General features: G+C 34.4%; 22 protein-coding genes and 3 pseudogenes. 6 read left to right on the top strand and 19 right to left on the bottom strand.

Features of this window, described 5'->3' with window-relative positions; all coding sequences use genetic code 11:
- Positions 1-98: 98 nt before the first annotated feature.
- The 4 genes from lepB to KPL75_RS19740 form a co-directional block, all read right to left on the bottom strand.
- Complete coding sequence (gene lepB / locus KPL75_RS19755) at positions 99-662, bottom strand: signal peptidase I (protein WP_002149908.1); 564 nt, start codon at positions 660-662, stop codon at positions 99-101.
- A 56-nt stretch (positions 663-718) separates the two neighbouring features.
- Entirely contained in the window at positions 719-1,312 is a 594-nt protein-coding gene (locus tag KPL75_RS19750; RefSeq protein WP_078179996.1) for a TVP38/TMEM64 family protein, read from the bottom strand.
- Between the two features lie 356 nt (positions 1,313-1,668).
- Complete coding sequence (locus KPL75_RS19745) at positions 1,669-2,265, bottom strand: DUF4306 domain-containing protein (protein ID WP_219917447.1); 597 nt, start codon at positions 2,263-2,265, stop codon at positions 1,669-1,671.
- Between the two features lie 245 nt (positions 2,266-2,510).
- Positions 2,511-3,092: a competence protein ComK gene (locus tag KPL75_RS19740; RefSeq protein WP_219917446.1), complete on the bottom strand. Its 582-nt coding sequence runs from the start codon at positions 3,090-3,092 to the stop codon at positions 2,511-2,513.
- Between the two features lie 725 nt (positions 3,093-3,817).
- Between KPL75_RS19740 and KPL75_RS19735 the strand changes: the two genes are divergently transcribed.
- Positions 3,818-4,003 (top strand): hypothetical protein, encoded by a 186-nt coding sequence (locus KPL75_RS19735; protein ID WP_219917445.1) that lies wholly within the window; start codon positions 3,818-3,820, stop codon positions 4,001-4,003.
- 49 nt (positions 4,004-4,052) lie between these two features.
- On the opposite strand, the pseudogene KPL75_RS27700 reads toward KPL75_RS19735, so the two are convergent.
- Together KPL75_RS27700 and cspA are read right to left on the bottom strand one after the other, a co-directional pair.
- Positions 4,053-4,278: pseudogene (locus tag KPL75_RS27700) on the bottom strand (hypothetical protein).
- Between the two features lie 60 nt (positions 4,279-4,338).
- Positions 4,339-4,542, bottom strand: coding sequence for an RNA chaperone/antiterminator CspA (gene cspA / locus KPL75_RS19730; protein ID WP_000218989.1), 204 nt, complete (start codon positions 4,540-4,542; stop codon positions 4,339-4,341).
- A 280-nt stretch (positions 4,543-4,822) separates the two neighbouring features.
- Here cspA and KPL75_RS19725 point away from each other — a divergent pair.
- Positions 4,823-5,316: pseudogene (locus KPL75_RS19725) on the top strand (DUF6584 family protein).
- 39 nt (positions 5,317-5,355) lie between these two features.
- Here KPL75_RS19725 and aceA read toward each other — a convergent pair.
- From aceA to KPL75_RS19675, 10 genes and pseudogenes are all read right to left on the bottom strand, one after another.
- Positions 5,356-6,633 (bottom strand): isocitrate lyase, encoded by a 1,278-nt coding sequence (aceA, locus tag KPL75_RS19720; protein WP_219917444.1) that lies wholly within the window; start codon positions 6,631-6,633, stop codon positions 5,356-5,358.
- A gap of 25 nt (positions 6,634-6,658) precedes the next feature.
- Positions 6,659-8,248 (bottom strand): malate synthase A, encoded by a 1,590-nt coding sequence (gene aceB, locus KPL75_RS19715; protein WP_219917443.1) that lies wholly within the window; start codon positions 8,246-8,248, stop codon positions 6,659-6,661.
- Between the two features lie 219 nt (positions 8,249-8,467).
- Positions 8,468-9,235, bottom strand: coding sequence for an S-layer homology domain-containing protein (locus tag KPL75_RS19710; protein ID WP_219917442.1), 768 nt, complete (start codon positions 9,233-9,235; stop codon positions 8,468-8,470).
- A 139-nt stretch (positions 9,236-9,374) separates the two neighbouring features.
- Positions 9,375-10,031: an S-layer homology domain-containing protein gene (locus tag KPL75_RS19705; RefSeq protein WP_215580872.1), complete on the bottom strand. Its 657-nt coding sequence runs from the start codon at positions 10,029-10,031 to the stop codon at positions 9,375-9,377.
- 386 nt (positions 10,032-10,417) lie between these two features.
- Complete coding sequence (locus tag KPL75_RS19700; protein ID WP_078173337.1) at positions 10,418-11,320, bottom strand: DMT family transporter; 903 nt, start codon at positions 11,318-11,320, stop codon at positions 10,418-10,420.
- 96 nt (positions 11,321-11,416) lie between these two features.
- Positions 11,417-12,682 carry a M48 family metallopeptidase gene (locus KPL75_RS19695; protein WP_219917441.1) on the bottom strand — a complete coding sequence of 422 codons (1,266 nt, stop codon included), beginning with the start codon at positions 12,680-12,682 and terminating at the stop codon, positions 11,417-11,419.
- A 134-nt stretch (positions 12,683-12,816) separates the two neighbouring features.
- Positions 12,817-13,005: a hypothetical protein gene (locus tag KPL75_RS19690; protein WP_002201424.1), complete on the bottom strand. Its 189-nt coding sequence runs from the start codon at positions 13,003-13,005 to the stop codon at positions 12,817-12,819.
- Positions 13,006-13,018: 13 nt separating this feature from the next.
- The gene (locus KPL75_RS19685) at positions 13,019-13,318 is read right to left on the bottom strand and encodes a DUF2101 family protein (RefSeq protein ID WP_002201425.1); all 300 of its coding nucleotides are present in this window, start codon (positions 13,316-13,318) and stop codon (positions 13,019-13,021) included.
- A gap of 31 nt (positions 13,319-13,349) precedes the next feature.
- Positions 13,350-13,707: pseudogene (locus KPL75_RS19680) on the bottom strand (hypothetical protein).
- 1 nt (position 13,708) lies between these two features.
- Positions 13,709-14,557 (bottom strand): CPBP family intramembrane glutamic endopeptidase, encoded by an 849-nt coding sequence (locus tag KPL75_RS19675; RefSeq protein ID WP_219917440.1) that lies wholly within the window; start codon positions 14,555-14,557, stop codon positions 13,709-13,711.
- A 140-nt stretch (positions 14,558-14,697) separates the two neighbouring features.
- Here KPL75_RS19675 and KPL75_RS19670 point away from each other — a divergent pair, with 140 nt between their 5' ends.
- Both KPL75_RS19670 and KPL75_RS19665 read left to right on the top strand, forming a co-directional pair.
- Positions 14,698-15,402 carry a response regulator transcription factor gene (locus tag KPL75_RS19670; protein ID WP_002158935.1) on the top strand — a complete coding sequence of 235 codons (705 nt, stop codon included), beginning with the start codon at positions 14,698-14,700 and terminating at the stop codon, positions 15,400-15,402.
- Positions 15,403-15,411: 9 nt separating this feature from the next.
- Complete coding sequence (locus tag KPL75_RS19665) at positions 15,412-17,154, top strand: ATP-binding response regulator (RefSeq protein WP_219917439.1); 1,743 nt, start codon at positions 15,412-15,414, stop codon at positions 17,152-17,154.
- Between the two features lie 197 nt (positions 17,155-17,351).
- Here KPL75_RS19665 and KPL75_RS19660 read toward each other — a convergent pair whose 3' ends face one another.
- Positions 17,352-18,254, bottom strand: coding sequence for an AraC family transcriptional regulator (locus tag KPL75_RS19660; RefSeq protein WP_002064180.1), 903 nt, complete (start codon positions 18,252-18,254; stop codon positions 17,352-17,354).
- A gap of 136 nt (positions 18,255-18,390) precedes the next feature.
- Here KPL75_RS19660 and KPL75_RS19655 point away from each other — a divergent pair, with 136 nt between their 5' ends.
- Together KPL75_RS19655 and KPL75_RS19650 are read left to right on the top strand one after the other, a co-directional pair.
- On the top strand, positions 18,391-18,876 hold the full coding sequence (locus KPL75_RS19655) for an RNA polymerase sigma factor (RefSeq protein ID WP_219917438.1): 486 nt from the start codon (positions 18,391-18,393) through the stop codon (positions 18,874-18,876).
- Positions 18,877-18,881: 5 nt separating this feature from the next.
- Entirely contained in the window at positions 18,882-20,006 is a 1,125-nt protein-coding gene (locus KPL75_RS19650; protein ID WP_219917437.1) for an anti-sigma factor, read from the top strand.
- Between the two features lie 79 nt (positions 20,007-20,085).
- On the opposite strand, the gene KPL75_RS19645 is transcribed toward KPL75_RS19650, so the two are convergent.
- Positions 20,086-20,697 carry a hypothetical protein gene (locus tag KPL75_RS19645; RefSeq protein ID WP_219917436.1) on the bottom strand — a complete coding sequence of 204 codons (612 nt, stop codon included), beginning with the start codon at positions 20,695-20,697 and terminating at the stop codon, positions 20,086-20,088.
- A 474-nt stretch (positions 20,698-21,171) separates the two neighbouring features.
- Positions 21,172-22,143 (bottom strand): HD domain-containing protein, encoded by a 972-nt coding sequence (locus KPL75_RS19640; protein WP_219917435.1) that lies wholly within the window; start codon positions 22,141-22,143, stop codon positions 21,172-21,174.
- Positions 22,144-22,193 lie beyond the last annotated feature (50 nt).

The raw sequence follows: 22,193 nt of genomic DNA, 5'->3' as shown, positions 1-22,193 counted from the left end.
TACACAACGAACGTTAGTTTGCTACTATAATTGTATTATAGTACACGAAAAAAGACAAACTGAGTTGTTTGTCTTTTCTATACTTCTACTTCATTATATCAACCTTTTGAAAAATTCGTTTGCACCTCTTGAATTGGCCAATATCGCAGGTCAACTTTACCGACAACTGTATCAGCCTTCACAAAGCCAAAGTGTCTACTATCCCAGCTCCCGAGGCGGTTATCGCCTATTACAAAAATAAACCCGGGTGGTACAAACTTTTCTTTCGTTAACTCTTCTAATGTAAAATCACCTGTTAGTTGCCTTCCATTTACCTCTTTCTTATACTTCTCTAAATAAGGCTCATCAATAAATTGACCATTTATATACAACTTATCATGCTTATATTCAATATGGTCTCCAGGTAATCCAACAATCCGCTTTACATAGTCTTCTTTTTTATTTGCATGAAAAACGACGACATCGAACCTGTTCAAATCCCCTACTTGATAACTCACCTTATTTACAACGAGCATATTGCCGTCTTGCAATGTCGGCATCATTGACTTCCCCTCTACAACGTACGTTGAAAAGAAAAACGTTCGAAAAAATACAGCTAATAGTACACCAATTAAAATTGTTCGTATCCACTCTAGGCCTTCTTTTTTCAAAGTTTTCTTCATCCGCTTCTCCCCTTACCCTTTAATAATGAAGCTTATCTTTACAAAGAAGACTTTTCCTAATGTAGTTCTAACTTTACTTCAATTTTTTTACCGACATACCATAAAATAAAAATACCAACGCCAACAATAACCGATTTTACCGGTTTATGAATAAACGACATTAAATCATGACCGATATAAGTTAAAATAAAGATCATAACAAGCTTTCCAAATGCTAATGCTAGTCCAAACTGTTTTACGCTAATGCGAGACAAACCAGCTACAACATTTATAAGCGCAGATGGTGTGAACGGAAAACAAAATATAACAAAGATTGGCGCGAACCCTTTTCTTTCAATCCATCCCATCGCTTTTCGCACTCTCTCATGCTTATTTACAAAAGAAAAGAAACGACTTCTTCCAAAGCTACGAATAATGAAAAATACAAGCATTGCACCAATTACTGATCCAAGCCATGAATAAAGAAAACCGAACCAAAAGCCAAATGCAACAGCATTCGCCAGTACAAACACAATGAGAGGCAATGCTGGAATAAGCGCCTCTATCATCGGTAAACCAATACCAAGAAGCGGCCCGAACGCTTTATAACTTTCAACAATGTGATCCATATTTTCTGGTGAAAAATATTCTTTGATTGTCTGAAAATCCATTCTACACTTTACCCCTTTACTCTAATTACTACCTCTACTGTATCATTGCTTAAATGAAAGAGGAAATGGTAGATACGACATATGGAGATGTATTTATTAAAGTTTCCATATCTTTCGTTAGAATTCCTTCATTATTTAGCTATGATAATCTTTCAATATTCGACAGGATATGAAGATAATTTAAACACTATGCACAAATTGTAACTTAACGGTTACATATTATGAAAAGAAGAAACTATAGCAGTGTCAATACATATTTCCTCCAAAAATAACCTTACTACGCGTAAGGCTATTTCTACCTGTATGGAAATGAGTAGTGACAAATAATTATTATACCTTCAAACAATTCTCCTTTTCTAATGGCTAGTTCTTACAAGGAACTTTTTTAGTAAGCGTATACTATCAATCACGATAAGTATTAATAAATATAAGAAAGATAGTATTAATACTGTACTTGGAATAGGTAACATTCGAAATTTGTATAAAAACTTATCAATCGTATATATATCTTGCTCATTCTTTATAGTACTAGGAGTGAATATAAGGTAATCTTTCCAATTATCTATCCAAGTTAAACTAACTGCGGAAAATTGCATTATTCCTAACCACAAGTAAAGAAAAACCGGTACGAGAACCATATATTGCAAACTATGTAATATTTTCTTTTTCTTCTTACATTCAATAATTTGAAAGACAATAAGTGTCAGTACGTACACGATCGATAGAAGAAATACTATGGTGACAACTGGTTGAATTGAAAAAGCAAATAGCAATTTATCAATTTCACTAATTTGACTATATTCTGTTGCATTTTGAGGCGTAAAAATAAAATGTTGTTTATCAGCACCTATCATTAACTGACTGCCAACGAAACCAGTAAACATAAAGGTAAGAAATAATATAGGCAAAACAAGAATATATTGCACCCAAAATAACATGGTCCTTTTCAACATAACAGCCCCCTGTTTTATATAATAAGGAAAGAACTATCCTGTATACCGCGAATATAAAATGATATATAATCACACTACATTAAGTGTATTTTGGAAAATAACCCTTATATTGTAATTGTATATTATCTTAAGTTATTAGAGAACGAAAATTCAAAAAAAATAACCTTGTTTTAATTATGAATCTTACCGTATAAATAGTATATATAACGAAATCAAAAAGGATGAGTCTCCCCATCCTTTCCCTCTTACACTTCGCCTTCCTTCACAAAATACACTTTCTCATATGCTGGTGTTAATTTAGATTCTTCTCTTTTATCAATCTCTTTAAAACAAGGATTTCCTTGTTTTTTCTTACGGTCTTCATACTCTGTCCGTAATTTCGCTGTACGATTTTGCTGATTTTCAAAGCTGCTTTTGGATATTTCTAATTTCACAGCGAAACCATTTATAAATCTAATAATAAGATTTCCATCTTTTAATTCTTTATTATTTTCAATATGAAAATGAGACAACCACGCACACTCTTTTCGAGAATAAGAATACGTAGGGAAAAAATAAAGTTGATCTGTCGGGCTAATTGCGATAGGAGCTTTATGTGTAATACGAGTTAATTCCTTCGTTCCTTCTTTTCTTCCAAAGAAACTAGAACCGTGTTTCCGGCAACTTCTCTCTATAATATCAAGAGGCTTTTGAAATACGAAAAAAGAATCTTCCATTTCAACAATTCGCGTAACCACTTTCTTTTCTCCTAGAACAACAGGAAGTAAGGCCATTGTATTTTTGCTTACAACATAGTTTTCGACATAACGTTCTACTTTACTTTCCATAGTCTACTGTCTGCTACTAAAAATATAGACAAATGTATATCCTTAGAGTATGTAGTTTTTGCACGCTAAGAATATTTTCATCTATATTCGCACTTTTGTTAGTAACAGATTTTTCACCTCTCTTTTTTTAATTTTCGATTGCTGTTTAATTTCCCTTCTATAGTAGCACCTAAGAAAAGGAAATGGTTTACATTCTACGATTCTTTACAAATAATTATAATAAATCAAATATAATATAAATATTTTAATATTTATATATAAACAATAAAGTGAAACTTTAATCAGTGGGGGTTTTGTTCATCCCCCACTGATTATTAGCCTTCACCAATCGGGCTTTTACGGGCAGCCCGACCCCCCACCTAACTTCTTTGCTTCCGCTGAATTTTGAGGTGGGGGTCTTACTGCCCGCAAATAGCGGGATAAATAAATAACCTGTATAAACAGAGGATTCTATACACGAAAAACGAATTTATATCATTTGTAATATGTTTAACACATTCCCCCCTTCATATAATTACAGCAATTAATTTTGCTATAATTAAAATATAAAGTGAAACTTTAATCAGTGGCGGGTTTGTCCATCTCCCACTGATTAATAACCTTCACCAATCGGGCTTTTACGGGCAGCCTGACTCCCACCTAACTTCTTTGCTCCAGCTGAATTTTGAGGTGGAAGTCTTACTGCCCGCAAATAGCGGGATAAATCAAATATACGGAGGTCTCTCATGGAAGAAAAGCAAGATCATCCAACAATTCAAATGAAAAATAGTAGCATTGTTATCGTAAAAAATTCAACGAGTATTATATTCGGTTTATTTTTTATTTTACTGTTCTTCGCGAAGCCTTTTCGTAAATCTAAATGTCCAGAATGTAAGAAACGCGAAAAGAAAAAAGCTGTGAAAGAACACTAAAAGGCCTTCCTTTACGGAAAGCCTTTTTACATACCGATTACCATTTCCTTCATTCTTCCTCATCCTTAAAGAAACCTACTATTTTTTCTTCCAAGATTCTCTGTATCTCTTTCAACCTGTACTATGATTATATATGGTTCTTGATTTAAATACCGAGAATGAGACTTCCTCAAATCAATTACCGTCACTTTATCATTTTCATAAGCTTTCGAGTACACCTTTATTTCTTCAATCGTACTTTTTAGGCTGTCTTTATTACTAATATAATATCGTATATCTCAACAACAAAAAAAGGATGGCATAAGCCATCCTTTTTTCTATAATAAACTATAAAATTATAGTTTGATTACGTTTTTAGCTTGAGGTCCACGGTTACCTTCTTCGATTTCGAAGCTAACTTTTTGGCCTTCTTCTAAAGATTTGAAACCTTCAGTTTCGATTGCAGAGAAATGTACGAATACATCGTTTTCGCCTGGAACTTCGATGAAACCGAAGCCTTTTTCGTTGTTAAACCATTTTACTTGTCCTGTAACTGTCATAATTATTTCCTCCTATAGAAAATACATTTTATTATTTAGTCTTCATGTATAAAAAAAGAATCCACACATTATCAAATTCGAAACATAAACTAGTTCTCACATACTTTTTCCCGTTTGTTTTCGGCACTTGATAATATATGGATTGCTTAATTTAATTATTCAACTGGTATTATCATAGCATACTTAAAATAGAATGTACAATCCTTTTTAAAAATAAAATTTCTAAATTTTAGTATTTCTTATAAAATATAACCACACCTATTCTAATAAGGAGGCGTATATGACAGAAATAATCCCTGAAAAAACATTAAAGAAAATTGAAAAAGATATTGAAAATAACAACCTTGGAAAAGCAAGAGATAGATTACACGGACTAATCGCTACTTATCCGAATGAATTAGCACTTTAAAAAAACTCGGTGATATTTACTTTACATTACAATACCCAGAAATGGCTGGACGGTATTGGTATCTTGAAAAAGAGAAAACAGATGTTATGCACGCGGCATGTCTACAATTTGAAAAATCGATGGGAAACGACTCTTATCATATTGTACGTGCTTTAAAATTCAAAGGAGATCATAACATTATTACAGGACTATACACCGAACATCCTTTACAGCCATTGCAGAAAAAAGTGGTAGAGGAACTAATTGATGATTATGAAGAAACATGGAAAGACAAACTATTTACATGGGGCTGTCTAGCATTATTCGCATTCCTTCTTTTTACTGCTATTATCGGTGTATTCGCTATATTGGATTGGATATTTTAAATAGAAGTAGATGCCTATAATAGGCACCTACTTCTATCTTTATTTCGTAAACTGTTCTTCTTCTGTGGATCCTTTTAGAGCAGTCGTTGATGAAGTACCGCCCGTAATTACTTGTGCTACTTCATCAAAGTATCCTGTTCCTACTTCGCGTTGATGGCGCGTTGCAGAGTAACCATCTTTTTCTGCTGCGAACTCTGCTTGTTGTAATTCAGAGTACGCTGCCATGCCGCGTTCTTTGTAACCACGCGCTAATTCAAACATGCCGTAATTTAACGAATGGAATCCAGCAAGCGTTACGAACTGGAATTTATAACCGTACGATGCAATTTCCTTTTGGAAGCTTGCAATTGTTTTTTCATCTAGTTTTTGTTTCCAGTTAAATGAAGGAGAACAGTTGTAAGCAAGTAGCTTCCCTGGATATTTCTTATGAATTGCGTCCGCAAAGCGTTTTGCATCTTCTAAATTCGGCTCTGACGTTTCACACCAAACGAGATCGGCATACGGTGCATACGCTAAACCACGTGCAATTGCTTGATCAAGACCTGCTTTCGTACGATAAAACCCTTCTGGCGTTCTTTCACCTGTAATAAACTCTTGATCAACTGGATCGATATCACTCGTAATTAAATCTGCAGCATCTGCATCTGTTCTTGCGACGATAATTGTTGGTACGCCCATTACATCCGCAGCAAGACGTGCCGAAATTAAATTACGCACCGCTGTTTGCGTCGGCAACAATACTTTTCCGCCTAAATGCCCGCATTTTTTCTCTGAAGATAATTGGTCTTCAAAATGCACGCCAGATGCACCCGCTTCAATCATTCCTTTCATCAGTTCAAATACGTTTAATTGTCCACCAAATCCAGCTTCAGCATCTGCCACAATTGGGACAAAATAATCTGTATCACCGCTACCTTCCATATGCTGAATTTGATCAGCACGTTGAAGTGTTTGGTTAATTCGTTTTACAACAGCCGGTACACTGTTCGCTGGGTATAAGCTTTGATCAGGATACATATGTCCGGAAAGGTTCGCATCTGCCGCTACTTGCCAACCGCTTAAATAAATTGCTTTTAATCCAGCCTTCACTTGTTGCATCGCTTGGTTTCCTGTTAATGCGCCAAGTGCATTAATATAATCTTCTGTATGAAGTGATTTCCAAAGCTTCTCTGCACCGCAGCACGCTAACGTATGTTCAATATCAATCGATCCGCGCAGACGAATTACATCTTCAGCTGCATATGGACGTGTTATCCCTTTCCAGCGCGTATCTAACTCCCAGCTTTCCTGCAATTTATCAATTCTTTCGTTTTTCATATGTTCCATCCCCTTTTCTTGTTTCTTATAAAATTTCATAACCCGGTAATGTTAAAAACGGCATGAACTCGTTATTACGAACAAGACTTGTAAACAGTTTTGTAGCTTCTTCAAATCTCCCTTTCTTAAACGCTTCCTTACCAATCTCTCTTTCTATTTTTGCTAGTTCTTCTTCTTTCAATTCTTCCATCAATTTAAAAGTGATATCACGGCCATCACTTAGCTTTCCACCCTCATGACGAATCCACTGCCATACTTGTGCTCTTGATATTTCCGCTGTTGCTGCATCTTCCATTAAGTTATAAATTGGAGCTGCTCCCCGCCCGCTTAACCAAGATGCAATATATTGAATACCGACGTTAATATTCGTGCGAAGACCACTTTCTGTAATCGTTCCCATTGGTACTTCTAATAAATCCTTTTCTGTTACACGTATTTCTTCACGCTTTCTAAAAATTTGATTTGGCGTTTTCATTATGTGATTAAATACATCCATTGCAACCGGTACAAGTCCCGGGTGGGCAACCCAAGTCCCGTCATGTCCATCTAAAGCTTCGCGTTCCTTATCAGCACGCACTTTCTCAAAAGCCGCCTCATTTGCTTCTGGATCATTCTTAATTGGGATTTGCGCTGCCATCCCTCCGATTGCTGGCGCATTACGGCGATGACACGTTTGAATAACTTTCAAAGAATACGCGCGCATAAACGGCGCTGTCATCGTGACTTGCGCTCTATCTGGAAGTAAAAATTCATTATGGTTTCGGAAACTCTTTAAGAAACTAAATATATAATCCCATCGCCCGCAGTTTAAACCAGCAGAATGATCTCTTAGTTCATACAAAATTTCATCCATTTCAAATGAAGCGTGAATCGTTTCTATTAACACAGTCGCTTTAATCGTTCCATTCGGAATACCGATATACTTTTGAGCGAATACGAAAACGTCATTCCATAATCTTGCCTCTAAGTAGCTTTCCATTTTCGGTAAGTAAAAGTATGGACCACTTCCTTTTGCTAAAAGCGTCTTCGCATTATGGAAAAAGTACAATCCAAAATCCACCAAACTGCCAGACATGTTCTTGCCGTCAACTTGCATATGTTTTTCTTCTAAATGCCACCCTCTCGGACGCACGATTAAGACAGCCGTTTTACTATTTAAACGATATTCTTTTCCGTTCTCATTTTTATGTGAAATCGTTCCCTTACTCGCATCTCGTAAGTTAATTTGGCCTTCGACAGCATTTCTCCAAGTTGGTGCATTCGAATCTTCAAAGTCTGCCATAAAAAGATGTGCTCCTGAATTTAAAGCGTTAATGACCATTTTTCTATCTACCGGTCCAGTAATCTCTACGCGGCGATCCTCTAAATCTTTTGGAAGCTTGGCGATTGTCCAATCGCCTTCACGAATGTGCTTTGTTTCTTCTAAAAACTTTGGAAACTTTCCTGCATCAATTTTCTTTTGTTTCTCCACACGTTTTTGTAAAAGTTCTATGCGGCGCTCATTGAAATTTTCATGCAATTCCTTTAAGAAATTAAGCGCCTCAGGTGTCAATATTTCGTTGTACGCTGGTAACATTTCTCCAGCCAATGTAACCCGTGAAGTTTGCGTCGACATATTTACATCCCCTCCTCAAACTGTTTTATAACAGATTTGATTTTATGTTTTATATTATATAACAAATCTTCAGAAAAGGAAGTTTTTTTCGAAAATTCATGGCGTTTTTTTCAAAACGCCATGATTCCGCACTTTATTCCATACAAAAAAGGCCCCTGTTATACAACAATGACCTTTTTTATATTATGTTTAAATTCTACTTTAATTCGTTGAACTTTATTACTGCCCTTGTTCCATATCATGCAACATTGCTTTATATAAAAATTGTGCGTATTGTTCTCTCGTTACTTTCATGGACGGACCAAATTTATTTTCTCCGATTCCCGCTGTAATACCATTTGTTTGTATTGCACTAATTGCATTCGTTGCCCATGAATTTGCTGAAACATCGTTAAAATTATGAGATCCCTTTGCCTGTAAGTCAAAAGCATTCGTAAGAACTTGCGCCATTTCTGCACGCGTTAACGTCGCCTTCGGTCTAAAGTTTCCATGCTCGTCTCCCATGAAAATTTCCATTTCCGTTAAAGCCAATATTTCCTCGATAAAGTCTGTTGAGTTTTCATCGATGTCTCCATATGGGTTTTCATACTCATCTTGTTCTTCCATATCAAAAACACGGTAAATTAAAGCTGCAACTTGCTCACGTGTTACATCATCCCCAAAACCGAATATCCCATCTCCATATCCAAAAATAATTTCATTTTCCGCTAAAGTATGAATTGCCTTATATGACCAATGTCCTTTTGGTACATCTTTAAATACAATTGTATTTGTATTTTGCAACTGCGTACTTTCCGCTTTTACATTATTACTCTCCGCTGAGAATAACACCCCACCCATAATTGTTAATGCTGTAGCTGCTTTTAATAATTTTTTGCTCATCAAATTATCTCCCCAATATATATATGTTTTTTTAAAAATATACAGAATAAATAGTGTAGTGACAACATCATTTCCGACGTATTTCGTGACGGTTTTGTGAATCATATTACACATCATGTCTTTTTCATTGGATTGATTATAAAGCTTGTGTATAACAATAAAAATCCACAAAAATGAATAATAATTCTTTTGTGAACAAACAAAAGAAGCACAAATATTTCTATTTGCGCGTCCATATTTCACTCTATTTCCAATCCTCTTTCAAATGATAATTAATAAGTGCATTGTTGATATACTGAGCATATTGTTCTCTCGGTACAAAGCGATTTAATTCATACATACCTTTTCCCGTTCCTGTAACAACTTGATTAGATTGCAGTGCACTAATTGCCTCTTCTGCCCAATGCCCTTTTGGCACATCTTTAAATGTATGCTTTTGTTTTGCTTCGAAAGTAAATGCCTTTTGAAGCACTACTGCCATTTCAGCTCGAGAAATTGGTGCTTTCGGTCTAAAATTCCCGTTTTCATCACCTTTAAAAACACCACGTTTTGTTAATGCTAAAATTTCCTTTTGGAAATTAGTTGAACTTCCAGAAATATCTTTGTACGGATTTGCTACTGACCCTTCTTCTTTCATTTCAAGTGTTTTGTAGATAACTCCAGCTACTTGTTCACGTGTTGTAAGATCTCCAACACCGTACTTTCCATTTCCATAACCAACTATAATTTTATTATAAGCTAAATCTAAAATAGCATCATATGCCCAAAATCCGTATGGGACATCATCAAATACAATCATTTCCGGATACTCTTCCGCTTTTACAGGTGCCGCATTCGTTCCTGCAAATATACCTCCTACCATTGTCGCAATCATCATTACACCCAATACTTTTTTCTTCATTGTCCTCTCTCCCTATTTCCATTTTATGTTAAATAGAAAAATAATAGATAATACGAAGTTATCCATACTACATATGAAGCATTTTCAAATAAAATGAACTTCATTATTTCAGGAGTACTAATTTGTTGGTGAATGTAAGATAAAATGCAAATCTTCTAGAAGAAACATTTTGACTACCTTTCTGCTTTATACCTCCTTCTTTCTTTTTCAAAAGGAAGTTGTCACATCTTAGGTGTTATATAATAAAATATTCTACAATTTCTTTGTGAACTCCTTCGCATTTTTAAATTTCACTTTATTGCCACAAAAAGACGCAAATAATATATATTTGCGTCTTTTTCAATTCTATATGAAGCAAAGATATCCTCTACACTCATTCTCTATTGTTAAGAAATAGCACTTTCCTTCACCGATAATTCCTTCTCTGTTCCCTTGCGAAAAGTTATTGCCATCCCTACGAATATAAGCACAATCCCTACTATTTGCATACTAGTCGGTCTAAATCCGGTAAAGACTGTATCTAATAGTATTGCAACCGCAGGATCTAAAAATACTAATATAGAAATAAGTCTCGTCGATAAATCTCTTAAACTGTCAAAAAATAAGTAATATACAAACCCAGTATGTATAAGACCTGTCGCTGTGATCATCATCCAGTTCATCTCTGTTAATCCTTGAAATTTCCCGAAATCTATAAATGGTAATAATAAAAATATACCTAAAAATGTTTGTACAAATGTCATCGCATATGCACTCGTATGCTTAATTCCTTTTCCTAGCAATGTTGTAAAAGCATAAAATAAAGCTGCAAGAAGTGCCCACACCATTCCAGATGACATTAGCTTTTCTAACGACACACTTCCATCTACACCAGCTACTAAAACTGTACCGATAAAACAAATAACGATCGATATAACCGCAAATACTGTTAGCCTCTCTTTAAATACGATACTGCCAATCATTAATACGATGATTGGAGCAAGATGATACACAGAAATCGCAATTGTAATCGACATTACTTCAAATGCTTTAAATAAAAATACCCAGTTAAAAACGAGAAATACACCACAAGCTAATATTTGTATCATTTCTTTTTTGTTCCATTTCTCATTTTTATATTGCCCTGTTACGAACCAACATAATGTTAAAAATACAGTCGCACAAATACAGCGAATAAACACTAATTCAAAGGAAGGTAAACCTGTTTGTACTGAAAAAAATCCAATCGATCCGAAAATAGACATCGATAGTATCATTTTTATTGCCGGCATTGATTTTGAATGAAACAAAATATTAACCTCCTAAACTTTTCACTGAATATTCTACGAATTATACACTATAATCTTCTAAAACTCGAATCATCCATAATAAAAAGAAGCAGTAAACTACTGCTTCTTTTGTTTTTCATATTGTTCAAACGTATGAATTCTTTCAAAAATTGGTGGGTGCGTGTATAAGAAGAATTTTACTAATGCAGGCGGATTCACTTGACTTAAACTTGTTTTTGATAGATATTGAAATGTTTTCACACCTGATTTCCCATCTTTCGTCATATCTAAAGCATATTGATCTGCCGCGCGTTCTTCTATACGTGAAACATAGTTTGTTGCTGGCTGTGATGCAAAAGATAATAACGAGGAAATTAAGAAAAACAAAGGTAAAATTGAGAAACATGCCACTTTTGAAATTTGCAGCGTATCTCCCCATTTTCGAATACACATATTTAAAATACGACTAATTAAATACATACCTACAAACGATAACAAGACATAACTAGCAACGCCCCAATATATATGTTTCATAACATAATGTCCCATTTCATGGGCCATTATAAATAAAATCTCTTTATCTTTTAATTGCTTAAGCGTTGTATCCCACATTACAATACGCGAGTTAAGACCAATTCCTGTTACATATGCATTTAACGAATTCGTTTTTTTCGACATATTTACTTCATATACATGTTTAGCAGGAATGTCCGCTTTGTCTGCCATCGCTAAAATTTTCGTTTCTAACTCTTTATTTTTCAGCGTCGAGAAATCGTTATACAGTGGATCAATAATAACAGGTTGCACAAACGTTAAAAAAATCGTAAACGGAACAGAGAGTGCCCATCCTGCTAGCCACCATCTCTTCGGGAATTTACGGATAAGCCATAAAAGAACTGTAACAATAAGTAACATAGTCGCATAATTCACCCAAAAATCAATAACATGATCTTTTATCCAGCTTTGTGTGCTTTGTGTTGAAATACCATAATCAACGGACACTTTACGGCCGATCCATTGCATCGGTAATGCTAGTACCGTTGTGAGTAATGATAAATAAAAGAAATAAATCGCAACTTGTAAGACATTTATTTTGGTCGTTTCCTTCGACCATTTCTCAAACTTTTTTGAAATACCGAGCACGAGTACAAATAATAAGATAATCCATTCAAGAGGCGTCGCTAAAAAGAACAGTAAATTTTTCACGCGCGAATAATCTTGGCTTAGCGTAAGCTCTTTCGCATTCATAAAAGTTTCTGGATCTGCACTCGTACCTTTATACATGTCCGGGATGAGTTCATGATTCCATCCAAATAAATACCAATATATAAATAACGCAAACCCAACGTACAAAAAAAGCGACCACCCAATAACTTTCCTCACGCTATTCCCTCCCCTATGCTGCCTGTCTATTATTATTGTAAGTTCATACTTTTAAAATTAGAACAAGCTAATCGTGAGAATTGTTCTAGCCCGCTCAATTTACATAAAAAAACTCTTCTATTACAAGAAGAGTTTCACCTATTTTTAGACACTTTCCTCGGTTCATAATCCGGAATAAGAAAAGCACTTACAAACCAACACATTAAACCGGCGCCTTTTACATATTTTATATATTCATAGTCTTGAAAAAATAGCGTCGTTATAATAATCGTAAAAAAACCTACTAAAACAAGTATATATCCTATTTGTTTCTTCGATAACATAGATACTCCCCCCTTAAGGCAGTACGTCTATTAACAAACTGAAATCTTGTACAGAAAAAGAACTATATTTCATAATACCTTGTACAGCTAAAAGTAAAACAAGACCGATCACACACATATAGTTAACACTTTCGTCACTCTTTTTTTCAGTAACCATGCCACCACTTATACATAAAACCCCTAATAAATGGAGCGCTAAATACATGAAAAAGTAAGCTTCCTCCCAGCGGAGAATAACATTTACTGTCGTTATTAGCACTATGCTAAGTAAAATCAAATAAAAAAACTTATTTGATGATATTGTTTCATTCATATAATTTTATACATTCCTTTCAAATTTAGAATTAATGATGTTTCAAAGCTATAAAGTAAATGATTGCTTTCATACTATAAAACAAAAGAAAAGCCCCCATTATTTTCGCGAATACTTTATGAACCCACACATACTTCTCTTCATTTTTTCTGAAGATGCGCTTCATCATTGCTTCTACAATTAGACCGAATATTATTAAAATCCCTAACACAATTAAGAAGAGAAATAATGTCTTCTTTTAAATGAATACTAGAAAACAAGTAATACTCTGGAAACACAATTGTATCTACTACAGGTTGCATCCAATTACAAAAGCTTTTATCACACATATCAGTAATAGACGTAGCATCTATAATATCTTTCAATATTTTCTCAAACGTCTTCTTCATCTCATTTATCTCCCACTACATCTGCAAAACTCTTTATCTGCTCTGCATATATAACTGGCACTTCTTTACTCCAGTATTTGCGGTTAACAAATAAAAAAATGAGTACTAAATTTAATCCTGTTATAAAAATAATAAGTCCTGGGAAGAACGTCGTATAGTTTGAGAAATCTGCAAAACTCATGATCTTTTCTCCACTTACTAGGAAAGATGCACAGAGTACAAATGTATTGTTTAACATGTGTATCGCAATTGGCATGAGTAAGCTTTTCGTACGAATATATACGATTGATAATACGATACTAAATACGGCGGCACCGAGAAAATCGACATGTAATATCGCAAATAAAAGTGCCACTGCAATCATCGCTACACTCGTTCCCCATTTCGCAGCAAAGCGCTGAAGTAAAAATCCACGAAAAACAAATTCCCCAATAATAGGCGCGATAAATACAACCATAATAAATTGATATACATATCCCCCGGTACTATCTATAATCGGTTCATGCAAGGCATTCATAATAAAATCTGGTGTAATCCATGCAAAGCTGTACATGTACAAAATAAGATAGCCGTAACTAAACATACAAAGCATAATCGCGATGTACAAAACTTGCACCAAGTTAAATGTTTCATTTTTATTAACAAATAATGAAAATGAAACACGGTGCTTTCTATACTCATAAAAAATCCATGCAATCGGAAGGATATAAAATATAAGTATATTTATAAAAGAAGAATTTTGTATATGAAATGTACTTTCTAACAATTCCCCGCTACTTCTCGCTACTAAAATTAATAGTGCAAATACAATTAAAAAATATCTAGCTCGCATCATTTGAAACGGATTCACACTCATCTCCTCCCCTATGTTACTTTTATCATATCATTTGATTCTTAATTTTTTGTGAAAGAAAACCTTAAATTTTCCTTAAAAATTCCATATGTTACAAAAAGATGATATGATATTCGAGGAAATTAAGGGGGATTCTTATGTATCAAGCAAATATATTACTCATCGATGATGAAACAGCAATTTTACAACTACTAACTACCATTCTTGAAAAAGAAGGTTTTTCTCATATTACAACTGCAACATCAGCTGAATTAGCTTTATCTCTCACCGAAAAAAACAATTACGATTTAATTATTTTAGATGTCATGCTTCCTGGACAATCTGGTTTTGATATTTGTCCGATTATTCGCCAACAAACAGATTGTCCGATTTTCTTCCTATCAGCGAAGGCATCTGATTTAGATAAAATATCTGGATTTTCATATGGTGCAGATGATTATATTACGAAGCCATTTAATCCATTAGAAGTCGTAGCTCGTATGAAAGCACAACTTCGAAGACATATGAAACAAACAGTACCACACGAACAAAACGCACACTCCATTTCATTTGGGAGATTTGAAATTGATCAACATTCTGCGGAACTAACAGTAGATGGGAACGTTGTCGAATGTTCCGCTCAACTGTTTCAACTACTACTCTTCTTTTGCGAGAATCCGAACTACGTATTTTCGAAAGAAGAAATATATGAAAAAGTTTGGGGAGCACCAGCCTATAATGGCGATGACAATACTGTTATGGTTCACATTCGAAAACTACGTGAAAAAATTGAACAAAATCCAAGTAATCCATTGTACATCAAAACGGTTCGTGGACTTGGCTATAAGTTCGTTACAAAGTAGGGTGACGATATGAATCTTAATAAACGGCTTATCATCCAATTTATACTGCAACACGTTTTTGTTTTAGTTACATTACTTATTGCTGTAGTCGCTGCTTTCACTTATTTAATTTTTCTTGTTACTAGCATTTCATACGAACCTAATATTCCGGATTCTGATAGTTTTACAATTTCAAGATATATCTCTTCAGAGGATGGCGATATTACGTTAAAAACGGAAGTAAAAGATTTAATTAAAGAGAAAAATGATTGGATTCAGATTGTAGAAGAAAACGGAAAAGTCCTCTATCAATTTAATACACCAAGTGATGTCCCAACTTCTTATACAAAAACATCTTTACTCGCACATATACAGAATCATATAGAAAGCCCTTATACATTTACATATTGGGAAATTGAAGTAGAAGAAAAGAACGTACTTGTTATTTATGGCGGTATGTTAAAAAGTAATGCATTATTAAAAACAATTCAGAAAGAACACCCTTCTTTATCTACAGATTCATTCACATTAACGGAACAAGAAAAACAGTTACTCTCTAAAGAAAAAGCAACACTGCAAATATTTAATCATAATGGCGAAGAGGTTTTTTCCTATCCAACTGGAAAGAAAAAAACACTTTCAACAATACAGACTGCTCTTAACGAAAAAGAACCGTGGAATCATAAAGAAAACACGTCTAGCTTTTACGATGCAAATAGTGGTCAACTTCTCGTCATTACAGCAAAAAATGAACGCTACTACCCAGATGACGAAATTGAGGATGTATTTACTAAGAAGTTTCTAATCGGATGCGGATTAATCCTTCTTATCGTCTTTGTTTATTTAGTCATTCTATCTATTTGGTACGGAAATAAGTTTGGGAAACCGTTACTACACGCAATGCGTTGGCTTAAAAATATCGCTGGTGGAAAATATGAAGAACCTGTTAGTAAAAAAGGAAAACCAGTTCGATTCAGGCGATCCGGTAAAGTAAAATGGTCATTTCGCTTGTTTAGAGATGTTACTAGTTCACTAGAGCACCTTTCTATTACACTCAAAAAAAATGATGCGATGAGGCAAGTGCTGCAGCAAACACGTGAAGAATGGATTACCGGTCTCACACATGATTTAAAAACACCGCTTAGTTCTATATACGGCTATGCATTATTATTAGAATCGAATCAGTATAATTGGACTGATCAAGATATTCAACAATTTGGCCTTGTAATGAAAGAAAAGTCACAATATATGACTACATTAATTGACGACTTAAGCTTAACGTATCAATTAAGGAATAATGCCCTTCCCGCACAGCATGTAAATGTTGAAATTAACCAATTCGTTCAAAAAATACTACTGCAATTTATTAATAATCCAACGCTGCAAAATCAAAATATTGAATTCGTACCAAGTTCAAACAAAATCCAATATTTTATTGAAGAAAAATGGTTCCAGCGTATTATCGAAAACTTATTAGTAAACGCTGTAAAACATAATAATGAAACGACAAACGTAATCGTAAAACTTTCGCAAAATGTAAATTCATTTACACTATCTATTTCAGATAACGGAAAAGGAATGGACGATAAAACGAAAGAGCTTCTATTCGAGCGATATTACAGAGGGACTAATACAGAAGAAAGCAACATCGGAACTGGACTTGGTCTCGCCATTACAAAACAGCTCGTTCATGCCCATAACGGAACGATTTCCATTGATAGTGAGCTTGGACAAGGAACGACGATTATTATTGTGTTTCCGTTTAGTTCGTAGAAAAGACGCTGTAGGGCGTCTTTTTTCGAGGGATTTTTTCGATGAATGAAATTATGAAGTGGTTTTTCTTAGTAGTTCTACTATACATGAAATTATATCAGCGATTTTCAAGATATATCGATTTACCAACAAAAATCGGCAAATGTAGCAACCTATATGATAAAAAAGCGAACCTCTCCGGTTCGCTTTTCCTCTTATTATTTCTTCTTCACCGGTATCCAAAGCTCAACTTGAGCGAACTCACTCTTATCTGCATGGCAACGCTCATCGTACTGTTCAAACTCTGTAACTCCGCAATGTTCATATCCTGAATGCGGGAACCATTCTGAGAATACTGCATTCCACGTTTGGTGAATAGACGATACCATTTCTTCATGAGGAACTTTCGGCGTTGTAAATACTGCATACGTTGCGGATGGGAATGTACGTTTTGCAACTGCATTTGGTACATTTTCAAAGTCTGTAACTTCCATTCCAATAATATAAGTGAAGTCCCCTGTTTCTAAATTAAAATCAGTACATAATCCTAGCTCTACCCATTGGCTCGTATCTTTACGATTCGGAATCGTCGTTCCAAGATCTTTTTGTAAATATTCTTGCCAAAATGCTGGAATGTCTTGATGGTTTTTCCCTTCTTTACTTGTCGTCTTCAGCTCATAACCCGCCATTAAAAATTCTGGTTTATTTACAATACGATATTCCATTTGTATGCCCCCTAAATATGGATTTAATTTTCTTTGTTTTACATTCACTCTATAATACATTGGTGTTTCAATTTCTTGTTTTCGATATTCACTTGGTGTCATTTGAAATAATTTTTTAAAGGCTCTCGTGAACGTTTCGTGAGATTGAAAGCCATGCTCAAATGCGATATCAATAACTTTTTCATCCGTATGAGAAAGTTGATAAGCTGCCCGGGCTAACCTCCTCTTTCGAACATACTCCATTACTGTATCACCTACTAACGCCTGGAATACACGATGAAAATGCGACTCAGAAAAACCTGCAACACGTGCTAAATTACGCAGCGTTTGTTTTTCCATTACATCTTCCTCAATATAATCAATTGACCTTTGAATTTGTGTTTCATAGCTTTCCATCTCTGTTCACCCGCCTTATATGTATTATGATAAAAGAGAATCCTATCCAATTCTTGACGTTTTTTACTATAATTCTGTAAAAATTGTAACTTTTTTATATGTATTTCGTTGTTATGTATGAAGGGAGGGAAATGTAGTGAAACAAAGTCAATCATTAGAAGAAATTTACTCCGAGCATATGCAAGATTTATTTCGCTATCTTCTCTCCCTAACCGGAGATTCTCATAGTGCTGAAGATCTCATGCAAGAAACATTTTACCGGATGCTCGTCCATATTGACTATTATAAAGGAGAAGAAATTAGGCCGTGGTTATTTACAATCGCCTACAACGCCTTTATCGATTGGTACCGAAAAGAAAAGAAGTATAAAACAACGCAAATTAAAGAATTCCACTTACCAAACGTGCCAAGTACAGAACACTCTTATTTCGTAAAACATGAGATTGCTAGTTGGTTACAAAGTATATCCTCTCTTCCGCTCGAAAAACGAAATGTGTTGCTACTACGAGATTACTACGGATTCTCTTATAAGGAAATAGCAGAAATGACGGGGCTCTCCTTAGCAAAAGTGAAAATTGAATTACATCGCGGACGAAAAGAAGCAAGAAGCATAAAGGAGTGATACAGATGGGTTGTGCAGAGTTTAAAAAACTTTGGGAGAAATATGAAAAAGGAACGCTCACACGTGATGAGCAAGAACAGTTAGAAAGTCATATAGAAACTTGTGCAGAATGTGAAGCTCATTTAGATGAATTGCTTACGAAGAGTGAGCCCGTAAAGAAAAAATTACCTCCAAAAGAACTTAAAGTTCCTTTTTGGAGAATTAAGTGGAAACATCGTTTACAGATGTTTGGTTTTATACTAGCAATTTGCCTCGTTATATATATGATCGGCGGGGTATTGTCTGCCTTTTATTTTCAAGCTGATAATGATAAGCGACTAAAAGAAATACGAGATGTTCCTTCTCTTGCACTTGAAGCAACTATCCCAAATAGCCGCGTTATGGGGGGCGGAACAAGTGTAGAAGCTTTCTTTCGTACAAACAGCCAATTTGATTTAGTGAAAACCGTCGGTAAAAAAGAAATGCCACTCGGTACAATAGAAACGAGCAGCTTCTTATCTTCTTTAAATATCACAAATCAATCTTGGGTGAATATGCACTATCAACCGAACATCCACTTTGTTCACCCAAAAATAAAACAAGGCGATCATTTAAAAGAAGCAACTAAAAAGGTTTGGGATACACTTGGAAAGGTGCACGAAGGAACCGTTGCAGAAGTAGCAATATCTTTTGATAAAGCTTACACTTTACAAGAATTAGAGCCACTTTTATATAGTGTATTTGAAGCACAAGAAATGCCACCAACTCCTGTATGGTACGCTTTAGACACAGGACAAGAAAGAATAAATGAAGAAGATTTCATCCTATCTAGCAGCGACTTTATAGGATTTCCAGAGCATATAAGATTCCTTGATAATGAAACTGACAGGCAGAAAACGCAAGAAGACAAAGTAATCGAAATGATGCGCATCCTTTCTACACATAAAAAAACTGTAAGTACAGTTGCTTCACTTCCAGAAAACGAACTAAACTTAGATAAACGTTATAAATATGTAAAAGATAACGGAGTAAAAGTATACGGCATTGTCATTACTGGACCGTCAAAAGAATTATTAAAATTACAAAACTCCCCGCACGTACGTTATGCGACTCTTGGAGATATTGAGGTTTGGAATTGGTTTGATCATTAAAAACGAAAAGGTTGCGTAGAAAATAGCTACTATTTCCTACGCAACCTTTTTAATAATAATCTAAAAAAATATAACAATTTTATATTTCACTAACTGAATCCGTGAATAAAGCATGAAATACGTTAACTTCCCCCATACGTAAACATTCCGTTTCTATATCAGGAATTGCAGTTCTAGCAACCTCTCGTTCTACTCTTACAAACCCTTTTGTATTCATTAGTTTTTCAAATTTACAAATGTTATCCATTTCTATATCAATCGTCTCAAAAATCCATTCCCTTAGCTTTTCATCATATGTTGTTTTTAATACGTAGTAATAATAATATTTATCAAGTAAGCTAACAAAAACCCCTAAATCAAGACGCTCGCCTCTTGATTCACGTATCCAATCAATATCATCATTTAAAATCGGTTCTTTTCCATTTAATAACACGTTATACTCTAAACAATTGTATAGGTTTAAATCTGTATAGTCTGAAACATGATAATCGCAAAATGTTGACTCGATTAAGGACAAAACTTCCTTTTGAAAGCTTTCGTTTTCTATAAATGTTTCTTTTAGCTCTATAAATCGTTTATGCTCTTTAGATTCCTCGTACAATTCTTCTTCTTTCGCAATATTTTTTGGAAAGAATTTGTAAACTGTTTCTTTTAAATCATTCATCATTTCAGGTTCCGCCGTTTTAAACATTCTGTAAACCCCCCTATGTTAAAAAGAATTCTCGCCGCAATAAAGAATCATACCCCAAATATGTTATTAATTAACAAATAAATTATATTAAAATAAGCAATGCGATTCAATTCTGTTTTTTTAATTTTTTTCTGTTATAATGGCTGATTCCGAACATTAGGTTTATCATAATATAAAGATTACAACAAAAAAAGACAAAATCCTTTGAATTCCCTTAAAAAATATGAGAATCAATATATAAAGAACGAAAGATCCTAAAGCGATTATTTTAAAATATATTATTTTTGTCACATTAAAAATTAGTACTTTTTTCACAAATTATTTTCAATGAAAAACTTTTTAGCAGTTATTCCCTTACCATAAAAGGTGTTTTTCTGGTAAAATAAAAAGGTCTCGTAAAAATGTAACACATTTCTATACGAACAACCCTTTAAAGCGAAAAGGTGTCATCATAATTGATGACACCTTTTCCTTTTAAATCACTTTCACATGCATCCCTCGCACCGCTTTTTCATAAGCAATATCGCTCATCTGTCTTATTTTTTCTGATACAACAGACGACTGAACGATTTTCCCTTCACTAAGTAACGGCGGATCAATAAGACGCACTTTATTTTTCTGATGTAAATCATACTCATTTCTATCTTCTTTTACTTCTATACTTGGATGAACTTTTCTTAATAAAGCATCTACTTCTTGATCTTTACATAGCTGCAATTTCGTAATAAGCTCATAATCTTCAAGAAGAAAATCATCTGGATGGATTATCTTTTTATGAAGAGCTAATTTTAACGTTTTAGCTAACATATCGTTTCCATAAATATTCATTGGTTTCATAAAAAAATCAATTACTTCTTTGTAATACGTTTCTGTAAACCATTCAGCAATTTCGATACTTTGAAGGACCATTTTCCCATCTACTGCGATTAAATCATCTAAAAAACTGTGAACTTCTTCTAAAGAAACATATCCATATGTATACATATCTCTCAATGTATAATCCACTCGGTCTGCACATAATTCTGGCGCGGATCTTTCAAGTAATGTCCACTTCGAATCATCTAGTAAAGTATCTTCATAGTTATAACCATACTTCGAAAGAATCGCTGGGATTTCCGACTTTTTAACGACAGCACCAAATATTTCTTCATGATAACTTTCATTTTCGTTATCAAAAACATAATCAATCACATGAGAAAATGCAGTATGCGATACGTCATGCAGTAAACCAGCAATCTGTTCTTCTACTGAACCACCTAGTTTTTTAATTAACAACATCACACCAACTGAATGATCAAAGCGCGTTACATCCCATTTCTCGTTCATTAAATAACTTGCTCCGGCTTGATGAACCCCTTTCAGCCTTTGCACAGGTTTACTTAAAATTAACTCTTCTAGCACTTTATCTACTTCAAACTCACCGTATATTACATCTGATATGATCACTTAAAATCCCCCTTTTCAAGCAGAGTCTTTTTATAGTATCTCTTTTTTCA

This window comes from Bacillus sp. NP247 (assembly GCF_018966865.1).
Classification (GTDB): domain Bacteria; phylum Bacillota; class Bacilli; order Bacillales; family Bacillaceae_G; genus Bacillus_A.
The sequence above is the reverse complement of the archived record's forward strand: the minus strand, read 5'-3'. Positions and strand labels throughout refer to the sequence as shown.